We start from the raw sequence: 19,460 nt of genomic DNA on the forward strand, positions 1-19,460 counted from the left end.
AAAAATGAAAAAATTAATAAAATCTTTATCTATTCCTGAATCAAGTGGAAAAAAGATAGGTTTATTTAGAACAATTTGTGCAATATTTGGTGGTTTGTTAGTTGCTTATCTTTCAATGACTTTACTAATATTTTTAATTCCAGCTAGTGTTGGAGAATCAATAATAATTCCTTTACTTTTAAATACTTTTGTTTGGGCAGTTTGTGCTTTATGGATTAGTTTATCTTCTACAAAATTAAATGCTTTATTAAAAGTTATTGTTCCATCTTCTATTTTTTCTATTTTGATAATAATTTTATATAATATTTGAGGTAAATAAATGAGTAAACAATTTAATCAAAGACTTCAAAGGGTTCATGTAGCAACTGGAATTTCCCTTTCATTACTTATGTATATTGCTGTATTTTTTGGAATCTTTGCAATATTACTTCCTTATATTCAAGTATGGGAAAAACCATCACGACATTTTAAATTAGCTGATATTTCAACAATTGATTATGGAGCTATGATTGATCCAGTTTTAGCAGATTCTGATTATCCAAAAATAAATGGAATTCATATAATACTTCCTGGATATATGGGTGATCCAGCATTAAGAATAAGTACAGATTTTACTAAAACACGAGTTTTTAATCCAAATACAAATCAAGAAGTTGAAAATGAAGACAAAGCATCAGAACTTGCAAAGTTTTTAAATCATATGCATTATGGGAGACCTTTTAAGGATTTTGGATATATTTTATTTGGTCTTATGGCAGTAGGTGTTATGTTTTTAGTTATTGGTGGAGTAATACTTATAACAAAAATAAAATATAAAAATAGTTCAAAAACAGCAACTAGCAGATTTTCAAAATGGCATAGAAAAATATTTACATTTGTCTTTCCTCCTTTTATTATTATAACTTTAACAGGGGCATTGATGAATATAGGATTTACAGGTTCAGCTCCAATGGCTTATCTTGCATCAAAAGGCGAAGCAACAAATGTTTTACAACTAACTTATCCAATTTTATATCCACTTGAAAAAGAGATAGAAAAGAAAAATGATAATGTTCAAATGATAACAATGAATGAATTAATCAAAAAAGCAAAAGAAATTAATCCAAATATTGATATTCAAGAAATAGAACTCACAAATTGGCAAGATTCAAGTGCAACTGCAAAACTTGAAGGATATAATCCATATATGCCATTTTTAAATGGAATTTCAAACAAACCAAGTGTGACTTTAAGTGGAGTTGATGGAAGTTTGATAACACAACAAACAGTAATGGATAAACATTGGTCTGGACTATTTTATGATAGTGTTTTTTTCTTACATTTTTTGTTTGGTGTTGATACTTTTACTAGATTTTTAGTAGCAATAATTATGACAATTTCAACTTTTGCAATTGGTTTTGGAGTTTTATTATGGCTTGAAAAAAGAGCAAGAAAATTCCCTGAAGGAATACCAGTATATCAAGGAATGGGAAAACTTTCTTTAGCAGTAATGATTGGAGTTATTCCTGCAACAGGTTTACTGTTTTTTTTACAGTGGTTATTACCTTTTGATATGCAAAATAGAGTTTTAATACAAAAAGAACTTTTTGCAATATTATGGGTAGGAACTTTAACTTGGTCTTTTTACAGATTAAACTCTTATCAAACAGCAAAAGAGTTTCTTTTCTTAGGTGGAATTTTATTTATGTTAAGTCCAATTGTGCATTTTATTAATAGTGGTTTTTCACCAATTAGACTTTTAAATGAAGAGATGTTTACTATTTTAAACGTTGATATTGGTTTATTTTTGTTTGGTGCGATATTGTTTTTTGTTGCTTATAAACTTCCTACAAAAAGAGAAGAAATCCAAGCTTTTTGGACAAAAAAAATTTAAAAGGATTTACAAATATGAAAAAAATTATGTATATTTTTCTTTTTTTAACTTCATATATTTATTCACATGAATTGATGTTAAATGTTATAGAAAATAGGGATAAAACAGTTACTTTAATTGGTGGAGAAACAATTCCTGGTGCTATGATTAGATTTGAATCATTACAAACAGGAGAAGTGATTTTTAAACAAAGATTACCAAAAGAGAGTGAAATTACTGTTTCAATACCAAATGAACCTTATCAGATTGTTCTTGATGGAGGTCCAGGTGAAAAAGTTATTAAAACAGGAATTTTTGAAAAAAGAGATGATGAAATAAAAGTAAAACCAGAAATAAAAGAAAAATTAACAAAACCAGAACATGAAGTACATGAATGGGATAGTTTTACTTTAACATTTTTTCTAATTATTATGGTTTTATTAATTTTAACAATCTATTTTAGTAATAAAAATAGTAATAAAATTTTAAAACAATTAAAAAATACACAATTATAAAGAGGCTCCTCTTTATAATATTGATAGCAATTATCAATTTTATTTATTTTTAAGATTTCTTGCGTTAATATCCCGTTTACATTTTGTTAATAATTAGTTAAAAATTTTACGAGAGTGATAATGAAAGAAAAAAAAGATAAAAAAATTGATAGTAAAGAGATTTTCAATCAGACAAATATCATAACAATTGTTCATGATGGACAAGAATATCACTTAAGAATCACAAAAGCAAATAAACTAATCCTAACAAAATAATTATATTAAATAGCTAGCCAAAAAATAAAAAGTTCTCCTAAAAAGTAGCCAGCCAAAAATTAAAATCAAACATAAAAAATATTTAATTTTCTTGGAGGGAAATAAAATTGAGAAATCATATCGTAAGTAAAAAACACAAAACTACAAATTATCTAGGTGCATCTGTTGTAACAGCAGCAGTATTATTAACAACTCCTATGATGCTTAATGCTGAAGCAACAACTGTATTAGACAAAATCGATGTTGTTGAAGTTGAAAAAAATGATTATACAGAAAAATATAAAGTGGATAAATCATCTTCATCTAAAGTTACACAAGAATTAGTTGATACTCCTCAAACAATACAAGTTATTACAAAAAAAGTAATGGATGAACAACAAGCAACTACTTTACAAGAAGCTTTAAGAAATACTCCTGGTATTACTTTAAATCTTGGTGAAAATGGAAACACAAACTCAAAAGATAATATCAATATGAGAGGTTTTGATGTTCAAGGAAGTATTTTCAAAGATGGAATTAGAGATTTAACAAATGCAGCAAAAGATATGTACAACACTGAAGCTGTTGAAGTTACAAAAGGTGCAGTTGGTTCTGATAATGGAAGAGGTGTTTCTTCTGGATATATAAATCAAGTTACAAAAACAGCAAAAAATGTTGATGAAGTTTCTGGAACAGTAGGGTATAGCACTGCAAAAAATGCAAGATTAACAGCTGATTTAAACAAAGCACTAAATGAAACAACAGGTGTTAGATTAAATGTTATGAAACAAAAAGGTGAAGTAGCTGGGCGAGATGAAGTTGAAATAGATAGAACTGGAATTGCTGCTTCTGTTGCATTTGGAATTGGGACAGCTTCAAGAACTACAATTAATTATGAACATACTATTCAAGATGATGTTCCAGATGGAGGAATTCCAACTGTTGGACTTGATGGTTTAAATCAAAAAGTTGATTCTTCAACATTTTACGGAAGCGTAAATGATTTTGAAGAATCTAAAAGTGATACTTTTACAGTTAAATTTGAACAAGATTTCGCTTCAAATTCAACATTCTCAAATACTATGAGATATGGTAAAACTAGACAAGAGATGTTATTAACTTCTCCATTTAATTATGACTCAACAGCAAATACAGTTGATAGAAGATTACATGCTAGATGGCAAGAGAATGAATTATTAACAAATCAATCAAATATAAAAACTGAATTTAAAACAGGTATGTTAATTCATAATGTAAGTACAGGTGTAGAAATTACAAAAGAGAATCAATTAACAAAAAATTATGCTTCTCAAACAGCTCAAATAACAGATTTATATAATCCAACAGCTATTTCTTGGAATGACTTAACTTTCTCTGGTCAAAAAAGTGATGGAGAAACAACTACAATTGGAGCATATTTATTTGATTCAATTAGTATTGGTGAGAAATTTATCCTAACAGGTGGTGGAAGATTTGATAGATATGAAACAACAAATGATGTAGTTTCAAGTACTTTAGTTGCTTCAACATTAGAAGATGATGGGCACTTAAATAGTTATAAAGCAGGGTTAGTTTACAAACCACTTGATAATGGAAGTGTTTACATCTCAAGAGCAACTACACAATTACCTCCAGGTGGAGCCAACTTTACTTTAAGTGCAACAACTACAAATGCAAATAATCCAGATATGGAACCACAAAAATCAACTACTGATGAAATTGGTACAAAATGGGATTTATTAAATAATAGAATTTCTTTAACAACAGCTATTTATAAAACAGTAGTTGAAAATGAAACTATGACAGAAGCAGACGGAACTACTTCTCAAAATGGTGAAAAAGAAGTAAAAGGAATTGAGTTTGGTATTGTAGGTGATATCACTGATAAATGGAGTATGAGTGCAGGACTTGCAAAAATGGATACTGAATATACTAACTCAACATCAACAAATGAAGGATTAAGTCTAAGATTTGCTCCTGAACATACAGCAACTTTATGGACAACATATAAATTTACACCAGCGTTTAATCTAGGAGCAGGTGCAAGATATGTAGGAACTCAAGAAGTTAAAATAAGTACAACTTCAACAGCTCCTATTTCAAAAATTGAAGAGTATGTTGTTTATGATGCTATGGCTTCATACAAATATAACAAAAATATTACTTATCAATTAAATGTTTATAATTTAACTGATGAAGAGTATGTTGCAAATATGAATAATTCTGGAAGAAGATACACACCAGGTGCTTCAAGAAGTGGATTATTAACTTTTGCATATAAATTTTAATTAATTCAATCCTTCGGGATTGAATTATTATTTTATAGATGAAATTTTGTTTTATTTATAAAGTAATAAAAGGAAAAAAGATGATTTTACATATTCCAAATGTTTTAACTAAAGAGCAGTTAATTGAGTGTAGAAGATTATTAGATAATGCCAATTGGATAGATGGAAAATTAACTGCTGGAAGTCAAGCTGTTAATGTAAAAAATAATTTTCAATTATCAGAAAATGATGAACTAACTGCATATTTAAGAGAAGTTATAACAAATGCTTTGAGTTGTAATCCTTTGTTTATAAGTGCAGCTTTACCAAATCATATTATTTCACCATTTTTTAACAGATATGAAAATGGTGGAAACTATGGAAATCATGTTGATAACTCAATAATGTTTGATAAAAAAATGAAAAAAAATTATCGTACAGATATCTCTTGTTCATTATTTTTTACAGACCCAGAAGAGTATGAAGGTGGAGAAATGGTTATTGAAGATACTTTTGGAACACATGAAGTAAAACTTCCAGCAGGAGATATGATTCTTTATCCATCAACTTCTTTACATAGAGTTGAACCTGTTACAAGTGGAGCTAGAATGGTTAGTTTTATGTGGGTTCAAAGTATGATAAGAAGTGCTTGGAAAAGAAGTATGTTATTTGAACTTGATAATACTATTCAAAGTATAAGAGCAAAATATGGTGAAACAAGTGAAGCTGTAAATTTATCAATTCATTATCATAAACTTCTTCAAGAGTGGGCTGAACTTTGAAAGAAAAATTAACTTTTATTCCAAATGATTTAGTCTCTTTAAAAGACTATGAACGATATGCAAAAGAGCGAATGAGTATTAACTCTTTAGCTTATGTTTGTAGTGGAGCAGGAGATGAAATAACTTTTAAAAGAAATGAAGAGGCATTTCAAGAAATATATTTAGAAGCTAATACTTTAGAAGATTTAAGTGAAGCAAATACAAAAATAGAACTTTTTGGACAAACTTATGACTCTCCAATAATCTTAGCACCAGTTGCTTATCAAAAATTAGTGGATATAAATGGTGAAATAGCAACTGCACAAGCTGCAAATGTTACAAATACTTGTATGTGTGTTAGTTCTTTTTCAAGTTGTACTTTAGAGGAGATTTCAGAATCTACAAAATCACCATTATGGTTTCAATTATACATTCAACCTGATATGAAAACAAATTTAGAACTAATACAAAAAGCTGAAATCTTAGGTTTTAAAGCAATAGTCATAACTATTGATGCACCAATTTCAGGAATTAGAAACGTAGAACAAAGATATGGATTTTCTTTACCTGAAAATATTAGTGCAGTAAACATAAATAATCCAATTCAAACTATAAGTAATTTTGAAAATATTTTAGAAATGGCAAAAATACTTCCTACTTGGAAAGATATAGAATTTATTAAAAATAATACAAAACTTCCAGTTATTTTAAAAGGAATAACAAACACTTCTTACGCAAAAAAAGCAATAGATTTAGGAATTGATGGAATTATTGTTTCAAATCATGGGGGAAGAACTTTAGATACACTTCCATCAACTATAGAAATTTTGCCAAAAATAACAAAAGCTGTTGATAAGAAAATTCCAATTTTATTTGATGGTGGAATAAAAAGAGGAACAGATATTATAAAAGCTATAGCTTTAGGTGCAAGTGCAGTTTTAATTGGTCGTCCAATTATGTATGGTTTAGCAACAGCAGGTGCTTTAGGTGTTGCACATACACTTAAAATCTTAAAAGAAGAATTAGAAGTTTCTATGATTTTTACAGGTTGTAAAGATATAAAGCAGATAAAAAATAAAGAGATTATTTTTTAAAATTACTCTTTATTAAAAATTTTGCTCCATTTTCGTAGCTATAAGTTATAGTTCCCATAAGTTGAAATTTTACAATCATATTTATAAGTCTTAATCCCAAAGTTTCATTTGAAATTTTAGAGAACTCTTTTTGTAAACCTTTTCCATTATCTTTAACTATTAGTTCTATTTCTTCATTATTGTTTTTCAAAATATAAATTTCAAGTTTAGGATTTTTTTGGTTTATAAAGGCATATTTAAAAGCATTTGTTAGTAGTTCATTTAAAATTAAGCCATAAGGCATTGCTGTTTCTATTGATAAATTTATATCTTCAACTTTCATTTTTATCTCTATTTTTTCATGATAATTATATGTTTTTGAAATGGTTTGAACTAAATCATTTATATAATTTTTTAAAGAAATTTCACTCAAATTTGTAGATTCATAAAGTTTTCTGTGAAGAAGTTCCATAGTGTAGAGTCTTTCTTGAATATTAAATAAGACTTTTTTTGCTTTAACATCATCTATTTCTTCTTCTTGTAACTCAATAAGACTTATTGTTAAAGCAAGATTATTTTTTACTCTATGATGAATTTCTTTTAATAAAATATCTTTTTCTTCCAAAGATTTTGTAAGTTGTTTATTTAATATCTCTATATCTTTTAACATTTTTCTAACAAGTATTAAAATAAGAAAAATGCCAATTGCTAAAGCTATTAAAGTTTCAGGAAGTAAAAATTTTACTAAAAAACTTGTATTGTTTTTATCTTCAAGCTCTTTTTTATCAAGACTAAATTTTAAAAAACGATTTTTTTCATTTTTAAAATTTAATTTAAAACACCAAACAATAAAAGTTTTATTATCTATTTTTTCTTCTGAGGTAAAAAAATCTTTATCGATATTAGAATTAAAAAACTCAACTTTTGAGCTTTTTAAAGCTAAATTTTTTTCTAAAATCTCTTTTAACTCTATTTCTAAAGTAGATTCATTTACTAAATCTTTTGCTACTAAAAGGGCTTTTGTTATATGTGTAACATCATCTTTTATATTTTTTTCTTCAATTTTTGGTTGAGCAAGGGCTGTTCTTAAAAAAATAGAAAAAAAAGTTATGATAAAAAAAATAATTAAAACTTTTGTAATTAAAGAATAGTTCTTTAAATTAAATATTTTCATTATCATTTTCTAATTTTAATCTATAGCCTTCTTCATATAAATTTTCAAAAGGATTAAATCCAAGCTTATTTTTCAATCGATAAATAAGAGATCTTAATTTTGATAAATCATAAACATCTTCTCTATAAATAAAATTAAATATTGTGTTAAAACTTACGACTTTACCAGCATTTAATGAGAGTATTTCAAAAAGTTTTTTTTCTGTTTTTGTAAGATAAAAGGGTTTTTCATCTATAAAAAGTTCCAACTGAATAGTGTCAAATTTTATATTTTTTGTAAGGTTGATAAATTTAGTTTTATTTGGTTTTAAAAGTGTTTTATTTTTGAAGAAAAATTGATGTTTGTGCATTGTTGTGTTTATTGCAACTTTTAACTCTTCATTTCTGCAAGGTTTTATCAAATATGCATAGGGTTCTGCTTCCATTGCTTGATTTAATATTTTGTCATTGTAGTATGAAGTCAAAAAAATAATTGGAATATTAAAATTTTTCCAAATATAAGTAGCTACATCAATCCCTGTTTTTGTTGAGTTTAAATTTATATCAACAATAGCTAAATCAGGATAATAATTAATTGTGTGTCGGATTGCATTTTCAGCTGTTGTAGCAATTCCACTGATTTCAAATCCCATTTTTTTTAATTTTAATTCCATTGCCATAGCGAGGATTGATTCATCTTCAACAATTAAAATATCAAAATTCTTTTTTGAACATAAATTACTCGACAAATTTAAAAACCCTTATTTTAAAGTGCTTAATTATAAAGTAAAGTTCTTTAAATTAGTTTTAATTTTAATAGTTATTATCAAAAATATCATTTTTGAGTCATTATTTAACAATATAATTTCATAAGTTTTTACTAAAAAACAAAATAGCCAGCAAAAGTAAGTTCTCCTACAAATAGCCAGCCAAAATATTTTACTTACAAGGAAAAAATATGAAGATTAATATGGCAAAAACAGCTGCAACTTTATTATTAGTAAATATTGTATTAGTAGCTGAAGATACAACAACATTAGATGATATAAATGTAACGACAGTTAGTACAGCTTCTGGTTATGAGCAAAAATTGAAAGACGCTCCTGCAAGTATCACAGTTATTTCAGGGGAAGAAATTGCTAAAAAATCATATACAGATTTATCTGATGTTTTAAAAAGTGTTCCAGGAGTAATTGTTCAAGGAAGTGGAACAGAACAATCTATTTCTATTAGAGGTATGAGTAGTTCTTATACACTATTTTTGATTGATGGAAGACCAGCTCAAGGTGGAGATACTTTTGAATTTAATGGTGGAGGAAAAGGTCAACAACTTGCACTTATGCCACCACTTGAAATGATTGAAAGAATTGAAGTTGTAAGAGGTCCAGCTTCAGGACTTTATGGTTCTGATGCAATGGGTGGAGTTATAAATATTATTACAAAAAAAGTGATGAATAAATGGGCTGGAAGTGTTTCTACTGAATATATAGTTGCTGATAAAAACAATGATGTAAATGGAAATGGATATAACACAAGTTTTGTATTAAATGGACCACTAATAAAAGATGTTTTAGGTTTTCAATTATCAGGTGGAATTAGAGGAACACAAGAGGGAAGTCAAACAGCATTTGGAGATTCTACAACATCTGATGGAGATTATATAAATAAAAATATTGGAACAAAATTTACTTGGAAAGTTGATGATTCAAATACAATTACAACAGGACAAACTCATACAGATACTTTAAATAAAAGAACACCAGGTGAATCTTTAGCAACAACAGCAACTGCATCAAGACAAGGTTCATTAAAAAACAACTATTTTTTAAGCCATGATGGTACTTATGATAGATTAATTTTAAGTTCATATATCAATTATGATTATGCAAAAAATAATACTACAAGGGGAACTGGAAATGGAGTTCAGTTTGAAACAGTAACCCTTAATACACAAGCAACTTATATGTTTGATACACATACTCTTTCAGCAGGTGCAACATATAAAAATGAACAACTAAGTGATGGAGCAACTGGTTTAACTTATGTATATAATCCAACAGGATATATTACTTTAGAGAGATATCAAAACTCTTTATTTTTAGAAGATGAGTGGATGTTAACTGATGATTTAGCATTAACTTTAAGTGGAAGATATGATAATAATGAACAATTTGGAGATCAAATAAGTCCAAAAGCCTATCTAGTTTATCATTTAACTGATAATTTAAGCCTAAAAGGTGGAGTGATAGCAGGTTATAAAGCACCATCACTTAGAAATTCTGCACCTGAATTTATTCCAACATCAAGAGGTGGATACTCTTTACCAAATAGTGAATTAACGCCTGAAACTTCTTTAACATACGAAAGTGGACTTGATTATGAAAACAATGATTTAGGATTAAAATCTAGTTTAACAGTTTATCAAACAGATTTCAAAGATAGAATTACAAGAGGTGATATTATTTGTGCAGCAGGTGTAGAGTGTGTATATAATGGTGTTACTTATCCAGCAGCAGCTTATAGTTATAGAGAAACTGTAAATGTAGATGAAGCTGAGGTTAAAGGTGTGGAATTTACATTTGATTATGAATTAACTGAGGACTTAAATTCAAGATCAAATTATACTTATACTCATTCTGAACAAAAATCTGGCTCTAATATAGGAGAACCTTTAAATGATTTACCAAAACATGTATTTAATACGGGATTGGTTTATGATATAACTAAAGCAACTAATTTATGGTCACAATTAGCTTTTATAGGTGAAGGAATAAGTGATACAACAGCATCAGTTAGTTATACAACTATTGATACTGGGTTTATTCATAAAATTTCAAAGGATATAACATTTAAAGCTGGTGTTTATAATATTACAAACAAAGAAGTTGCAAATAGTGTAAATGGATATGTAGATGGTAGAAAATATAGCTTTGGAATGAATTATAAATTCTAAAAAAAGATAAGTAGGCTTCTACTTATCTAATAAATAATAACAATTATCAATTTCGTTAAAAAACCGTTAAAAATCATAAGTTAAAATCCAATTTTAAAAAATAAAGGAGTTACATGAAAAATCTTATTTATTCAATATTGATATCATCAACTGCAATTATTAATCTTAGTGCCCATGACATTTGGTTAGAATTTGATGATAAAAAAGATGAGGTAAAATTATATTTTGGAGAATTTGAAGATAAACATTTAGAAAGTGGTGAAAAATTTTCCAAGATAAAAGAGGGAATTTTATATCCTTCTGAATTATTAAAAGAAGTTAAAAGAAATGATAATAATATTACATATTCTCTAACAAAAAAAGATGATGTAGTTGTTATTAGAACTGCAGAACCTAAAAAAGCAAGAGATTTAGAAATTATTGAAAATAAAATTTCTTATTTAAAAACTGGAAGAGTAAATACTCAATCTTTTGTTGATTTTGATATTGTGCCACTTAACAAAGATAGTAATAGTTTTAAAATTCTTTTTAAAAATGAACCAATTAAAAAATCAAGAATTACAGTTATCTCTCCAACAGGTTGGGAAAAAACATTTATGAGTAGTGATAAAGGTGAGTTTACAATACACACTCCTTGGATTGGTAAATATTTATTAAAAGCTGAAATTCATGATGATACAAAGGGTGAAATTGATGGGAAAGTTTATGATAGAACAGTTCATTCTATCGTTTATACAATAGAAGAAAAACAAGGTTTACCTTGGGAAATTAAAAGATAAGAAGTAAAATATGCATAAAACAATATGGTTTAAAATACATTGGATTTTAGGAATCTTTTTGGGAGTTTTCCTTTTTATAGTTGGAATTACAGGAGCTATATTATCTTTTGAAAAAGAGTTAACAAAGTTTATAAATCAAGATAGTTTTTACGTAACTGCCCCTTTAAATCAAGAAAAACTAACTCCTAAAGAGTTATTAGAAAAATATCAAATAACTAATCCAAAAGCAAAAATAAATAGTATTTCTGTTTCAACTGATGCTAGTGAATCATCTGTTATAAATATAGCTGGAAGTGGTGAAGGAAGAGAAGCTAAAAGAGGAATAAATATTTATATAAATCCTTATACAGCTGAGGTTTTACCAGAAGTAAAAGGAAAAGCTTTTTTCTCTTTGATATTAGATTTACATAGAAGATTAATGTTAGGTGAAGTAGGGAAACAAATAGTTGCTATTTCTACAATTGCATTAATAATTCTTACGATTAGTGGTATTATAATTTATTGGGGAAGAATAAAACACTCATTCTTTAAAAGTTTTACATTTAAGTTTAAACATAAAGGTAGAGCTTTTTTATCAACTATGCACAGTGCAGTTGGGATGTGGGTAATTCCATTTTATTTATTAGTTGCTTTAACTGGACTTTTCTGGTCATATCAATGGTATAACACAATGCTTTATAAAATAGCAGGTGTTGAAAAACCACAAAGACAACAAGCCCCTCAAATGCAACAAGGACAAAAAAACGAAGAAGCTTCAAAATCGCCAAAAGTAGAAGGACAAAAAACACAAAAAGATGCTCAGGCACGAGGTGAAAGTCAACGTGGAGGGGATAACTCTGCAAAATTTGATGATTTACAAAAAGCTGTAAATATGTTTAATATTTTTGTTCAAAAAGATTATTATACATTTACTGTTAAACTACCACAAAAAGGTACTTTATATAGTTTTTCATATTTAGATGATAAATCAAAACACTTTAGAGAATCAAATAATTTAGAATTAGATATAAATTCTTGGCAATTAGTAAAACATGAAAGATTTGAAAACAAACCTTTAAATGAACAATTAATGAGAAGTATTTTACCTTTACATACTGGGGAATATTTTGGACTTATTGGACAAATTGGTATGTTTTTAGCTTCATCACTTATGGCACTTTTTGTAATAACTGGATTTATGTTATTTATAAATAGACATAAAAAGAAAAAAGCAAAAATAATAAAAGAGTAGTTTTAAACTACTCTTTTTCTTCATAAAAATTTAATTCCCTCATTTTATCTCTTTTTTTACCTTCTTTTACTATAATATTAATAAACATAATAAATTAAAATAACAAAAAAAAAGGTAGAAAATGGGATTAGGTGTAGGAATAGTAGGACTTCCAAACGTAGGTAAATCAACAACTTTTAATGCTTTAACAAAAGCACAAAATGCAGAGGCACAAAATTATCCGTTTTGTACAATTGAGCCAAATAAAGCGATTGTTCCAGTACCTGATAAAAGACTTGATGAGTTAGCAAAGATTGTTAATCCAAATAAAATTCAACATTCAACTATCGATTTTGTTGATATTGCAGGACTTGTAAGAGGTGCAAGTAAAGGTGAGGGTTTAGGAAATCAATTTTTATCAAATATTAGAGAAGTTGAAGTTATTTTACATATGGTAAGATGTTTTGAAGATGGAAATATCACTCACGTTGAAGGAGATGTAAATCCTTTAAGAGATATTGAAATCATTGAAACAGAACTTATTTATGCTGATATTTCTCAACTAGAGAAAAAAATTGAAAGACTTAAAAAACAAGCAAAAGCTTCAAAAGAGGCTGCTTCTCAACTTATAATTGCTGAAGAGTTATTTGCTCACGTTGGAGAGTTACAACCTGTAAAAACTTTTGAAAAACTTGAAGATGAAGCATTTAAAGCTTTAGATAAAGAGTTAAGATTTTTATCAAATAAAGATGTAATTTATGGTGCAAATGTTGATGAAGATTCATTAGCAGATGGAGGAAATAAATACGTTGATTTAGTAAAAGAACATGCAGCAAATGTAAATGCCGATGTTATTATGCTTTGTGCAAAAATTGAAGAGGAATTAGTTGGTCTTTCAGATGAAGAAGCAACAGAGTTTTTATCTGATTTAGGCGTTCAAGAATCAGGACTAGAGCAAATTATTCATAAAGCATTTGATAAATTAGGTTTAATGAGTTATTTTACAGCTGGAAAAATTGAAGTTAGAGCTTGGACTATTAGAAAAAATACAAAAGCACCACAAGCAGCAGCAGTTATTCATAATGACTTTGAAAAAGGATTTATTAAAGCTGAAGTTATCTCTTATGAGGATTTTGTTACTTTAGGTGGTGAGACTAAATGTAAAGAATCTGGAAAATTAAGACTTGAAGGAAAAGATTACGTTGTTCAAGACGGTGATATTATGCATTTTAGATTTAACGTATAGTTAAGATTTATTATTAATTGATTAGTTTTTTGTTACAATTGACATAATATACGAATAGTAGGAGTTTAAATTTGTTATCTAATAGTATCCTTGAAAAAATAGAGTCTCTTCCTCCATTACCAAAAACGATTATTGAAATTGAAGAGTTTAGAAAACAACCAAATAAAGAAGCAGTAGATTTATTAAAAATTATTGAAAAAGATGCTTTAATAATTTCTACTTTATTGAAAATTTCAAATTCAGCAATGTTTGGATTTCGTTCAAAAGTTGAAACACCTAGTCGTGCTATAAATCTGCTAGGAATAAATTTTACAATTTCTATTGCAATTGGTGGAACAGTACAAAACCTTTTAATGACAAATTTAGAGCCATATGGAATAAACAGTGATGATTTTATGAGAGCATCAAATATTTCATCAACATTGGCTAATTTATGGCTTTCAAAAATTGATGTTGATTTAAAAGAAGATATTATTTTACCTGCACTTTTACAAGAAACAGGAAAGTTTATTTTAGCTGATATTATTTCAAACGAAGGAAAAACTGAGTTGTTTAAAACAAAAATAGCTTCAGGTGCAAGTATTGAAGTAGTTGAAAAAGAGTTATTAGATGTTACAACTTCACAAATCACTGCAAATATTTTTAGACATTGGAAACTTAGTGAAAACTTAATAAATATGATTGAACATGTAGATGATATTTCAAATGCAATTCCTGAATATAAAAAAAGATCACAAATTTTGGATGTAATAAAAACAGCAGCTCATGTAAAAAATCCATTAAGTGATGAAAATATTGAAAAAGCTATTTCTAAAGCAACTTCTTATGGTTTTGATACAAAAATCTTAAAAAATGCTATTCAAACTTTGCAAGATAGATTGTTAGACGAACTTTAGTCTATAAACCTTGAAGTATAATATTCCATAAATATTCTACTTCACTATCATCTAAATCTATCATTTTTTTCTTCTCAAAAAAATCTTTTATCTTTTTAAATTCAAATACTCTTGAGTGAGTACATTGTGCATGAACTGGCAAAAATCCACGTACTAAAGATACATTATCATTTATAGGTATTTCGCATAATAAACACTCAAAATCTGTATGAAGTCTTCCTTCATGTTCAAGTAATGTTATATAAGATTCACAGATTGCTCTTAAAACATTTTGTTTTGTCATTATATGAATAAGATTTTCTAAAGAGTAGAAATAAAATGGGTCAAGTTCTTCTATCTCTTTTAAGTGAGGGTAAAATAGTTTTATATATCGTTGCCAACAATACATTTTTTCATTGTCTAAAATCCAAGGGAATCCAAGTTGAATAACATCTTTTAATCTTGGAATATTAGCCCTTGTACTTTCTAATTCAAAATCAATTTTATAGCCTATATTTATGTTTGAATGCCTTGCTCCATAAAATCTATATGCAGTTATTAATTCATTTTCACTTAAAATAGTTACTATTAAATCATCATCTTTTACAGGTTTAATATCTATTATATAACCTTGCATAAAAGTTATTAGTCCTCTAAATCTTCTTTTCTCATTTCATGAATTTCTTCTATGATTTCTCTACACTCTTCATCATCAATATCACCATGAATTAAATCAGCTAACATCTCTTCAAAATCTTTTTTCATTTCTTGAACTTGTTTTAGTTCTTCTTTTGTATTTTCATCATCTTTTTTTGCAGCAATAATTTCAAATAATTCATCAATATAATCTTCAATTTCTACAAGTACTTCATTTTTTATTAAATCTTCTAATTCTTCTTGAATAGTCATTTCTACACCTTTTTTTAAATTTTGGAATTATAACAAAAAAGAACTACTCTTTTGCTTCAATATAATAATATAATAGTTGTGTTACAATAACACAAATAATAACGTAAGGAATGTAAATGGCAGAGTTTAACGGTGTTTCTATTGCAAAAGCAGCAAATATTCTTTTTGAAGGTAATATCACAAGTAGAACTATCACATTTGAAGATGGTTCAAGAAAAACTTTAGGGATAATGTTACCAGGTGAATATGAATTAAATACAGTTCATAAAGAGGTAATTGATATTCAAAGAGGTGTATTAGAAGTTATGTTACCAGCTAAAGATTGGGCAAAATATGAAGGTCCAGCTTCTTTTGAAATTCCAGCAAATTCAAAATTCAAATTAAGAGTTCACTCTTTAGTAGATTATTGTTGTTCTTTTATTAAAAACTAAATTGTTATTTATTGCTTACAAACAATGCGATAAAATCGCATTGTAATGTAAGTTAAAATAACATCTCTTTTTTTAATTCTTCAAATTTTAAAACTTTTTTTCCAAAATGGTCTTCCATAAATTTTTTAGCTTGAGATTCATTTTTAAATGGAATTAGCTCTTCACCCATTGGTCCATATACATTTGAACCAATTACAAAATAGGCATCTTTACCATTTATTGATTCTAAAGAGTAATAATCAGTTACAGTAATATCATTTAATTCATCTTTTGTATGATTATGTCCATATTTTGAAGGTTCAAAATAAAATTTCATCATATCTTTTACCCCATCAAAATAGTGATTATGTCCATCTTTAGTTTTGATTTGTGCAGCCCATTTTGGATATTTTGATACAAACATCCCACAAACAGGACATTTAGCATCTTGAGGAACATTTAACATTTTTGATTTTTCACTTGCTGCTGATGGATTGTATAAATAAATTGAAACTGCTTGAAGCATTTGTGAATCTAAATTTTTACAAACATTATTATCTATTAAATATTGTTTTGCTTCACCAATAGAGTTAAAATCTTTCATCTTTGATATATCACACATTGATTCAAAAATCTTTTTCCCTTTTTTAGCCATTGGAACTCTTTTTTCGTCTAAGATTTTATTATCATTTGGTAAATCTTTTAATGCAATATTCATTGTTTCTTCAAAATTATGAATAGTTCCACCAAACTCTTTTTGGAATTTAATTGCTTCATCTTTTGATAAAAAAGCATATTTACTTATTGGACTCATTGTTCCTTCTTTTGAACTACCAACAACATAAAATGCTTTAGTTGCATCAATCAATTTTAAAGAATTTGTATCTACAACTTGAATAGTTTTGATTTTATTTTTATAATCTCGATAAATTTCTGCTTGACAATGAATAGAACAATATTGTTCTTTATGACCATTTTTGAACTCTGTTACATGATTTGTTTTATAATATTTTGTTAAATGCATTCCACATACATTACAAAACTCTTTAGAAGAATCAGTTTTAACTAAAGTTGCATCTTTAGGCTCAACTGTTTGGAACATTTCATTTGCATTTAGGTTTGAAAACATCAATGCAAATAAAAACATAAGTAAACTTATACTTTTTTTCATAAACTTTCCTTATAGTAAATATAAAAAGATTATATTAAAAGCAAGTTAATTTTTTGTTAAATTTTATATTTCATCTTCCCCGATAACTATATTTTTACCGCTATTTTTGGCTTTATATAAAACATTATCAACTCTTTTAAAGAGCACTTCTTTTGTATCATCATTATTAAAAATAGCAACCCCAAAACTACAAGTAATAGGATATTCTATTCCTCTAAAATCATATTCATCAATTATTTTTCTTAAATTATTTGCTACAACTTTAGCTTGCATTAAAGAAGTTCCAGGAAGAAGTATAATAAACTCTTCTCCACCCCATCTACATAAAGTATCTGTTGCTCTTATATTTTGTGAAATTATTTTTGAAATAGATTTTAAAACTTCATCACCTGTATGATGTCCAAAATTGTCATTTATCTCTTTGAAATTATCAATATCCAATAAAATAATACTTAGATTATTTCTTTGCATTTTTACTTTTTCAAGTTCCAAATCAAAAAATTCTTCAAATTTACTTCTATTAAAAATACCTGTTAAGTTATCTATAGAAGCTTGTTTTTCAAAAATTTGTGCCATTGAATAAAGTTCATCAACTTTATGTTTCATAGCTTTGTTTAAAGTGCTTAATTGTTCTTTTGCTTGTTCAAATTCAGTTACATCATTTCTTATTGCAATATATTCAACAATATCTCCGTCAATATCTAAAATAGGTACAATAGTTGAGTGAACTATGTAACTTCTTCCATCTTTTTTTAGATTTGTAATAAGTCCTTGCCAAGGTTTTTTATTTTTTATTGTATCCCACAACTCTTGGAATGCACTACTTGACATAGTTGGATGTCTTACAATATTGTGAGGTTTACCAATTAGCTCCTCTTTTTTATAACCAGAAATTTCACAAAATTTATCATTTACATAAGTAATTATTCCCTTTGGATTAGTTTTTGAAACAATATTACTTAAATCAACAGCTTTTTTATACTCAATTAAAAGATTTGAATAATTATCTTTTAAATTAGTTTTACTTGATTGTAGTTCTTCATACTCGATATACAACTCACTTGTGATTCGTTGGAAGTGTTTTTCTATATCATTACTTAATGCAAAAGATAAAACTTCTTCTTTGTGAAAATAGTAGTTTATACTATTTTTTAAAGATGCAAAAATAGTAAAAAAATTCAAAATATTTAAAGAATTTTCATTTATTAGTTGTAAAAATTTTGTTTTTATTGGGCACTCAGAAATTGTTAATTCCCATTGAATAATACTTATAATACAATCAAATAAATCGTAAAAGATTTTTTTTCTTTCATTTGTTAATATTAATTGATTTGTTAAAAAAATATCTTTTACATCTTGTCTTTCAAGCCAATAATCAACGATTTCATTTTTATTATTTTTTAAAATATAAGAAAATTCTTTTAATTGCATAATTTTTTTCATAACTCAACCTTAAAATAGTGTAGTATTATAGCTAATTAAAATAATGTAAACAATAAAAGTTATTAATTGGTGTTTCGTAATATAAGAGATTAAAAATAGAAATAAAAAAAGGCAAGAAGTAAAAACCTCTTACCTTTTGGACTGTATCGTAGTTAGTGCTTATTCAGCTACAGCTACTTCTACAGGTGTACCTTCCCAAATTCCATGCTTTGTACAGTAACCGTGAGCAACTAAGTTTAATTTTGAACCAGTTGGGATGATTGTAAATGTAGTTGTATTGTGTGCTTTTACATTTCCTAATGTTCCTGGAACATAAGTAGCTTTTGCTAATAATACATCTCCATTAAATAAAGAAACAGATTCAATGTAGTGATCAAAATCATCTGGATGAGTATATTCATTACCCATTTTTACAGTAACTTCAAATGGTTCACCTTTTTTTGCAGTTGATGCACAGTGAATAAATGGACTGTGTCTATCAATTAAATCTTTTTTTGCTTCTCTTTCAACAGTATCAATATCAACATATTTGTTAATTTTTGGCATAGTATCTCCTAATAAAATAATTTCAGTGAAATATTATACACTATTTTTTATAAAACAAATAAGA

General features: G+C 27.0%; 20 protein-coding genes. 13 read left to right on the plus strand and 7 right to left on the minus strand.

The window, feature by feature from the left end:
• Positions 1-4 precede the first annotated feature (4 nt).
• The 7 genes from AELL_RS04330 (at position 5) to AELL_RS04360 (ending at position 6,723) form a co-directional block, all read left to right on the plus strand.
• The gene (locus AELL_RS04330; protein WP_118916774.1) at positions 5-310 is read left to right on the plus strand and encodes a hypothetical protein; all 306 of its coding nucleotides are present in this window, start codon (positions 5-7) and stop codon (positions 308-310) included.
• A 9-nt stretch (positions 311-319) separates the two neighbouring features.
• Entirely contained in the window at positions 320-1,873 is a 1,554-nt protein-coding gene (locus tag AELL_RS04335) for a PepSY-associated TM helix domain-containing protein (RefSeq protein ID WP_118916775.1), read from the plus strand.
• Between the two features lie 14 nt (positions 1,874-1,887).
• Positions 1,888-2,367, plus strand: coding sequence for a hypothetical protein (locus AELL_RS04340; RefSeq protein WP_118918611.1), 480 nt, complete (start codon positions 1,888-1,890; stop codon positions 2,365-2,367).
• 120 nt (positions 2,368-2,487) lie between these two features.
• Positions 2,488-2,622, plus strand: a complete 135-nt coding sequence (gene hemP, locus AELL_RS04345) for a hemin uptake protein HemP (protein WP_118916776.1) — start codon at positions 2,488-2,490, stop codon at positions 2,620-2,622.
• A gap of 107 nt (positions 2,623-2,729) precedes the next feature.
• Entirely contained in the window at positions 2,730-4,889 is a 2,160-nt protein-coding gene (locus tag AELL_RS04350; RefSeq protein WP_118916777.1) for a TonB-dependent siderophore receptor, read from the plus strand.
• Positions 4,890-4,969: 80 nt separating this feature from the next.
• Positions 4,970-5,650, plus strand: a complete 681-nt coding sequence (locus tag AELL_RS04355) for a Fe2+-dependent dioxygenase (RefSeq protein WP_118916778.1) — start codon at positions 4,970-4,972, stop codon at positions 5,648-5,650.
• Complete coding sequence (locus AELL_RS04360; protein ID WP_118916779.1) at positions 5,647-6,723, plus strand: alpha-hydroxy acid oxidase; 1,077 nt, start codon at positions 5,647-5,649, stop codon at positions 6,721-6,723. The genes AELL_RS04355 and AELL_RS04360 overlap by 4 nt, the downstream gene beginning before the upstream one ends.
• On the opposite strand, the gene AELL_RS04365 is transcribed toward AELL_RS04360, so the two are convergent.
• Together AELL_RS04365 and AELL_RS04370 are read right to left on the minus strand one after the other, a co-directional pair.
• Positions 6,713-7,876 carry a sensor histidine kinase gene (locus tag AELL_RS04365; RefSeq protein WP_226806015.1) on the minus strand — a complete coding sequence of 388 codons (1,164 nt, stop codon included), beginning with the start codon at positions 7,874-7,876 and terminating at the stop codon, positions 6,713-6,715. The two genes, AELL_RS04360 and AELL_RS04365, sit on opposite strands and share 11 nt — an antisense overlap.
• The gene (locus tag AELL_RS04370; protein ID WP_118916781.1) at positions 7,863-8,603 is read right to left on the minus strand and encodes a response regulator; all 741 of its coding nucleotides are present in this window, start codon (positions 8,601-8,603) and stop codon (positions 7,863-7,865) included. Before AELL_RS04370 ends, AELL_RS04365 begins: the two co-directional genes overlap by 14 nt.
• A 209-nt stretch (positions 8,604-8,812) precedes the next feature.
• Here AELL_RS04370 and AELL_RS04375 point away from each other — a divergent pair, with 209 nt between their 5' ends.
• From AELL_RS04375 to AELL_RS04395, 5 genes are all read left to right on the plus strand, one after another.
• On the plus strand, positions 8,813-10,807 hold the full coding sequence (locus AELL_RS04375; RefSeq protein WP_118916782.1) for a TonB-dependent receptor domain-containing protein: 1,995 nt from the start codon (positions 8,813-8,815) through the stop codon (positions 10,805-10,807).
• Positions 10,808-10,920: 113 nt separating this feature from the next.
• Positions 10,921-11,586: a DUF4198 domain-containing protein gene (locus AELL_RS04380; RefSeq protein WP_118916783.1), complete on the plus strand. Its 666-nt coding sequence runs from the start codon at positions 10,921-10,923 to the stop codon at positions 11,584-11,586.
• A 10-nt stretch (positions 11,587-11,596) separates the two neighbouring features.
• Positions 11,597-12,817, plus strand: a complete 1,221-nt coding sequence (locus AELL_RS04385; protein WP_118916784.1) for a PepSY-associated TM helix domain-containing protein — start codon at positions 11,597-11,599, stop codon at positions 12,815-12,817.
• A gap of 121 nt (positions 12,818-12,938) precedes the next feature.
• On the plus strand, positions 12,939-14,042 hold the full coding sequence (ychF, locus tag AELL_RS04390; protein ID WP_118916785.1) for a redox-regulated ATPase YchF: 1,104 nt from the start codon (positions 12,939-12,941) through the stop codon (positions 14,040-14,042).
• A gap of 71 nt (positions 14,043-14,113) precedes the next feature.
• Positions 14,114-14,938, plus strand: a complete 825-nt coding sequence (locus AELL_RS04395) for an HDOD domain-containing protein (RefSeq protein WP_118916786.1) — start codon at positions 14,114-14,116, stop codon at positions 14,936-14,938.
• A 1-nt stretch (position 14,939) separates the two neighbouring features.
• On the opposite strand, the gene recO is transcribed toward AELL_RS04395, so the two are convergent.
• Both recO and AELL_RS04405 read right to left on the minus strand, forming a co-directional pair.
• Positions 14,940-15,554, minus strand: coding sequence for a recombination protein RecO (gene recO / locus AELL_RS04400; RefSeq protein WP_118916787.1), 615 nt, complete (start codon positions 15,552-15,554; stop codon positions 14,940-14,942).
• An 8-nt stretch (positions 15,555-15,562) separates the two neighbouring features.
• A complete protein-coding gene (locus AELL_RS04405) occupies positions 15,563-15,826 on the minus strand; it encodes a hypothetical protein (RefSeq protein ID WP_118916788.1) in 264 nt (87 codons plus the stop codon).
• A gap of 116 nt (positions 15,827-15,942) precedes the next feature.
• On the opposite strand from AELL_RS04405, the gene ppnP reads away from it, so the two are divergent.
• On the plus strand, positions 15,943-16,257 hold the full coding sequence (ppnP, locus tag AELL_RS04410) for a pyrimidine/purine nucleoside phosphorylase (protein WP_118916789.1): 315 nt from the start codon (positions 15,943-15,945) through the stop codon (positions 16,255-16,257).
• A 52-nt stretch (positions 16,258-16,309) separates the two neighbouring features.
• Here ppnP and AELL_RS04415 read toward each other — a convergent pair whose 3' ends face one another.
• From AELL_RS04415 to AELL_RS04425, 3 genes are all read right to left on the minus strand, one after another.
• On the minus strand, positions 16,310-17,407 hold the full coding sequence (locus AELL_RS04415; RefSeq protein WP_118916790.1) for a nitrous oxide reductase accessory protein NosL: 1,098 nt from the start codon (positions 17,405-17,407) through the stop codon (positions 16,310-16,312).
• Positions 17,408-17,470: 63 nt separating this feature from the next.
• The gene (locus tag AELL_RS04420) at positions 17,471-18,850 is read right to left on the minus strand and encodes a sensor domain-containing diguanylate cyclase (protein WP_118916791.1); all 1,380 of its coding nucleotides are present in this window, start codon (positions 18,848-18,850) and stop codon (positions 17,471-17,473) included.
• Between the two features lie 159 nt (positions 18,851-19,009).
• Entirely contained in the window at positions 19,010-19,396 is a 387-nt protein-coding gene (locus tag AELL_RS04425) for a class II SORL domain-containing protein (protein ID WP_118916792.1), read from the minus strand.
• Positions 19,397-19,460 lie beyond the last annotated feature (64 nt).

The sequence above is a fragment of the Arcobacter ellisii genome (assembly GCF_003544915.1).
GTDB classification, from domain to species: Bacteria; Campylobacterota; Campylobacteria; order Campylobacterales; family Arcobacteraceae; genus Aliarcobacter; species Aliarcobacter ellisii.

Bases quoted from the DNA above. Each gene is read 5' to 3' on its own strand.
- AELL_RS04330 (WP_118916774.1), top strand. From the start codon at position 5: ATGAAAAAATTAATAAAATCTTTATCTATTCCTGAATCAAGTGGAAAA.
- AELL_RS04335 (WP_118916775.1), top strand. From the start codon at position 320: ATGAGTAAACAATTTAATCAAAGACTTCAAAGGGTTCATGTAGCAACT.
- AELL_RS04340 (WP_118918611.1), top strand. From the start codon at position 1,888: ATGAAAAAAATTATGTATATTTTTCTTTTTTTAACTTCATATATTTAT.
- hemP (WP_118916776.1), top strand. From the start codon at position 2,488: ATGAAAGAAAAAAAAGATAAAAAAATTGATAGTAAAGAGATTTTCAAT.
- AELL_RS04355 (WP_118916778.1), top strand. From the start codon at position 4,970: ATGATTTTACATATTCCAAATGTTTTAACTAAAGAGCAGTTAATTGAG.
- AELL_RS04365 (WP_226806015.1), bottom strand. From the start codon at position 7,876: ATGAAAATATTTAATTTAAAGAACTATTCTTTAATTACAAAAGTTTTA.
- AELL_RS04375 (WP_118916782.1), top strand. From the start codon at position 8,813: ATGAAGATTAATATGGCAAAAACAGCTGCAACTTTATTATTAGTAAAT.
- AELL_RS04380 (WP_118916783.1), top strand. From the start codon at position 10,921: ATGAAAAATCTTATTTATTCAATATTGATATCATCAACTGCAATTATT.
- AELL_RS04385 (WP_118916784.1), top strand. From the start codon at position 11,597: ATGCATAAAACAATATGGTTTAAAATACATTGGATTTTAGGAATCTTT.
- ychF (WP_118916785.1), top strand. From the start codon at position 12,939: ATGGGATTAGGTGTAGGAATAGTAGGACTTCCAAACGTAGGTAAATCA.
- recO (WP_118916787.1), bottom strand. From the start codon at position 15,554: ATGCAAGGTTATATAATAGATATTAAACCTGTAAAAGATGATGATTTA.
- AELL_RS04405 (WP_118916788.1), bottom strand. From the start codon at position 15,826: ATGACTATTCAAGAAGAATTAGAAGATTTAATAAAAAATGAAGTACTT.
- ppnP (WP_118916789.1), top strand. From the start codon at position 15,943: ATGGCAGAGTTTAACGGTGTTTCTATTGCAAAAGCAGCAAATATTCTT.
- AELL_RS04415 (WP_118916790.1), bottom strand. From the start codon at position 17,407: ATGAAAAAAAGTATAAGTTTACTTATGTTTTTATTTGCATTGATGTTT.
- AELL_RS04420 (WP_118916791.1), bottom strand. From the start codon at position 18,850: ATGAAAAAAATTATGCAATTAAAAGAATTTTCTTATATTTTAAAAAAT.
- AELL_RS04425 (WP_118916792.1), bottom strand. From the start codon at position 19,396: ATGCCAAAAATTAACAAATATGTTGATATTGATACTGTTGAAAGAGAA.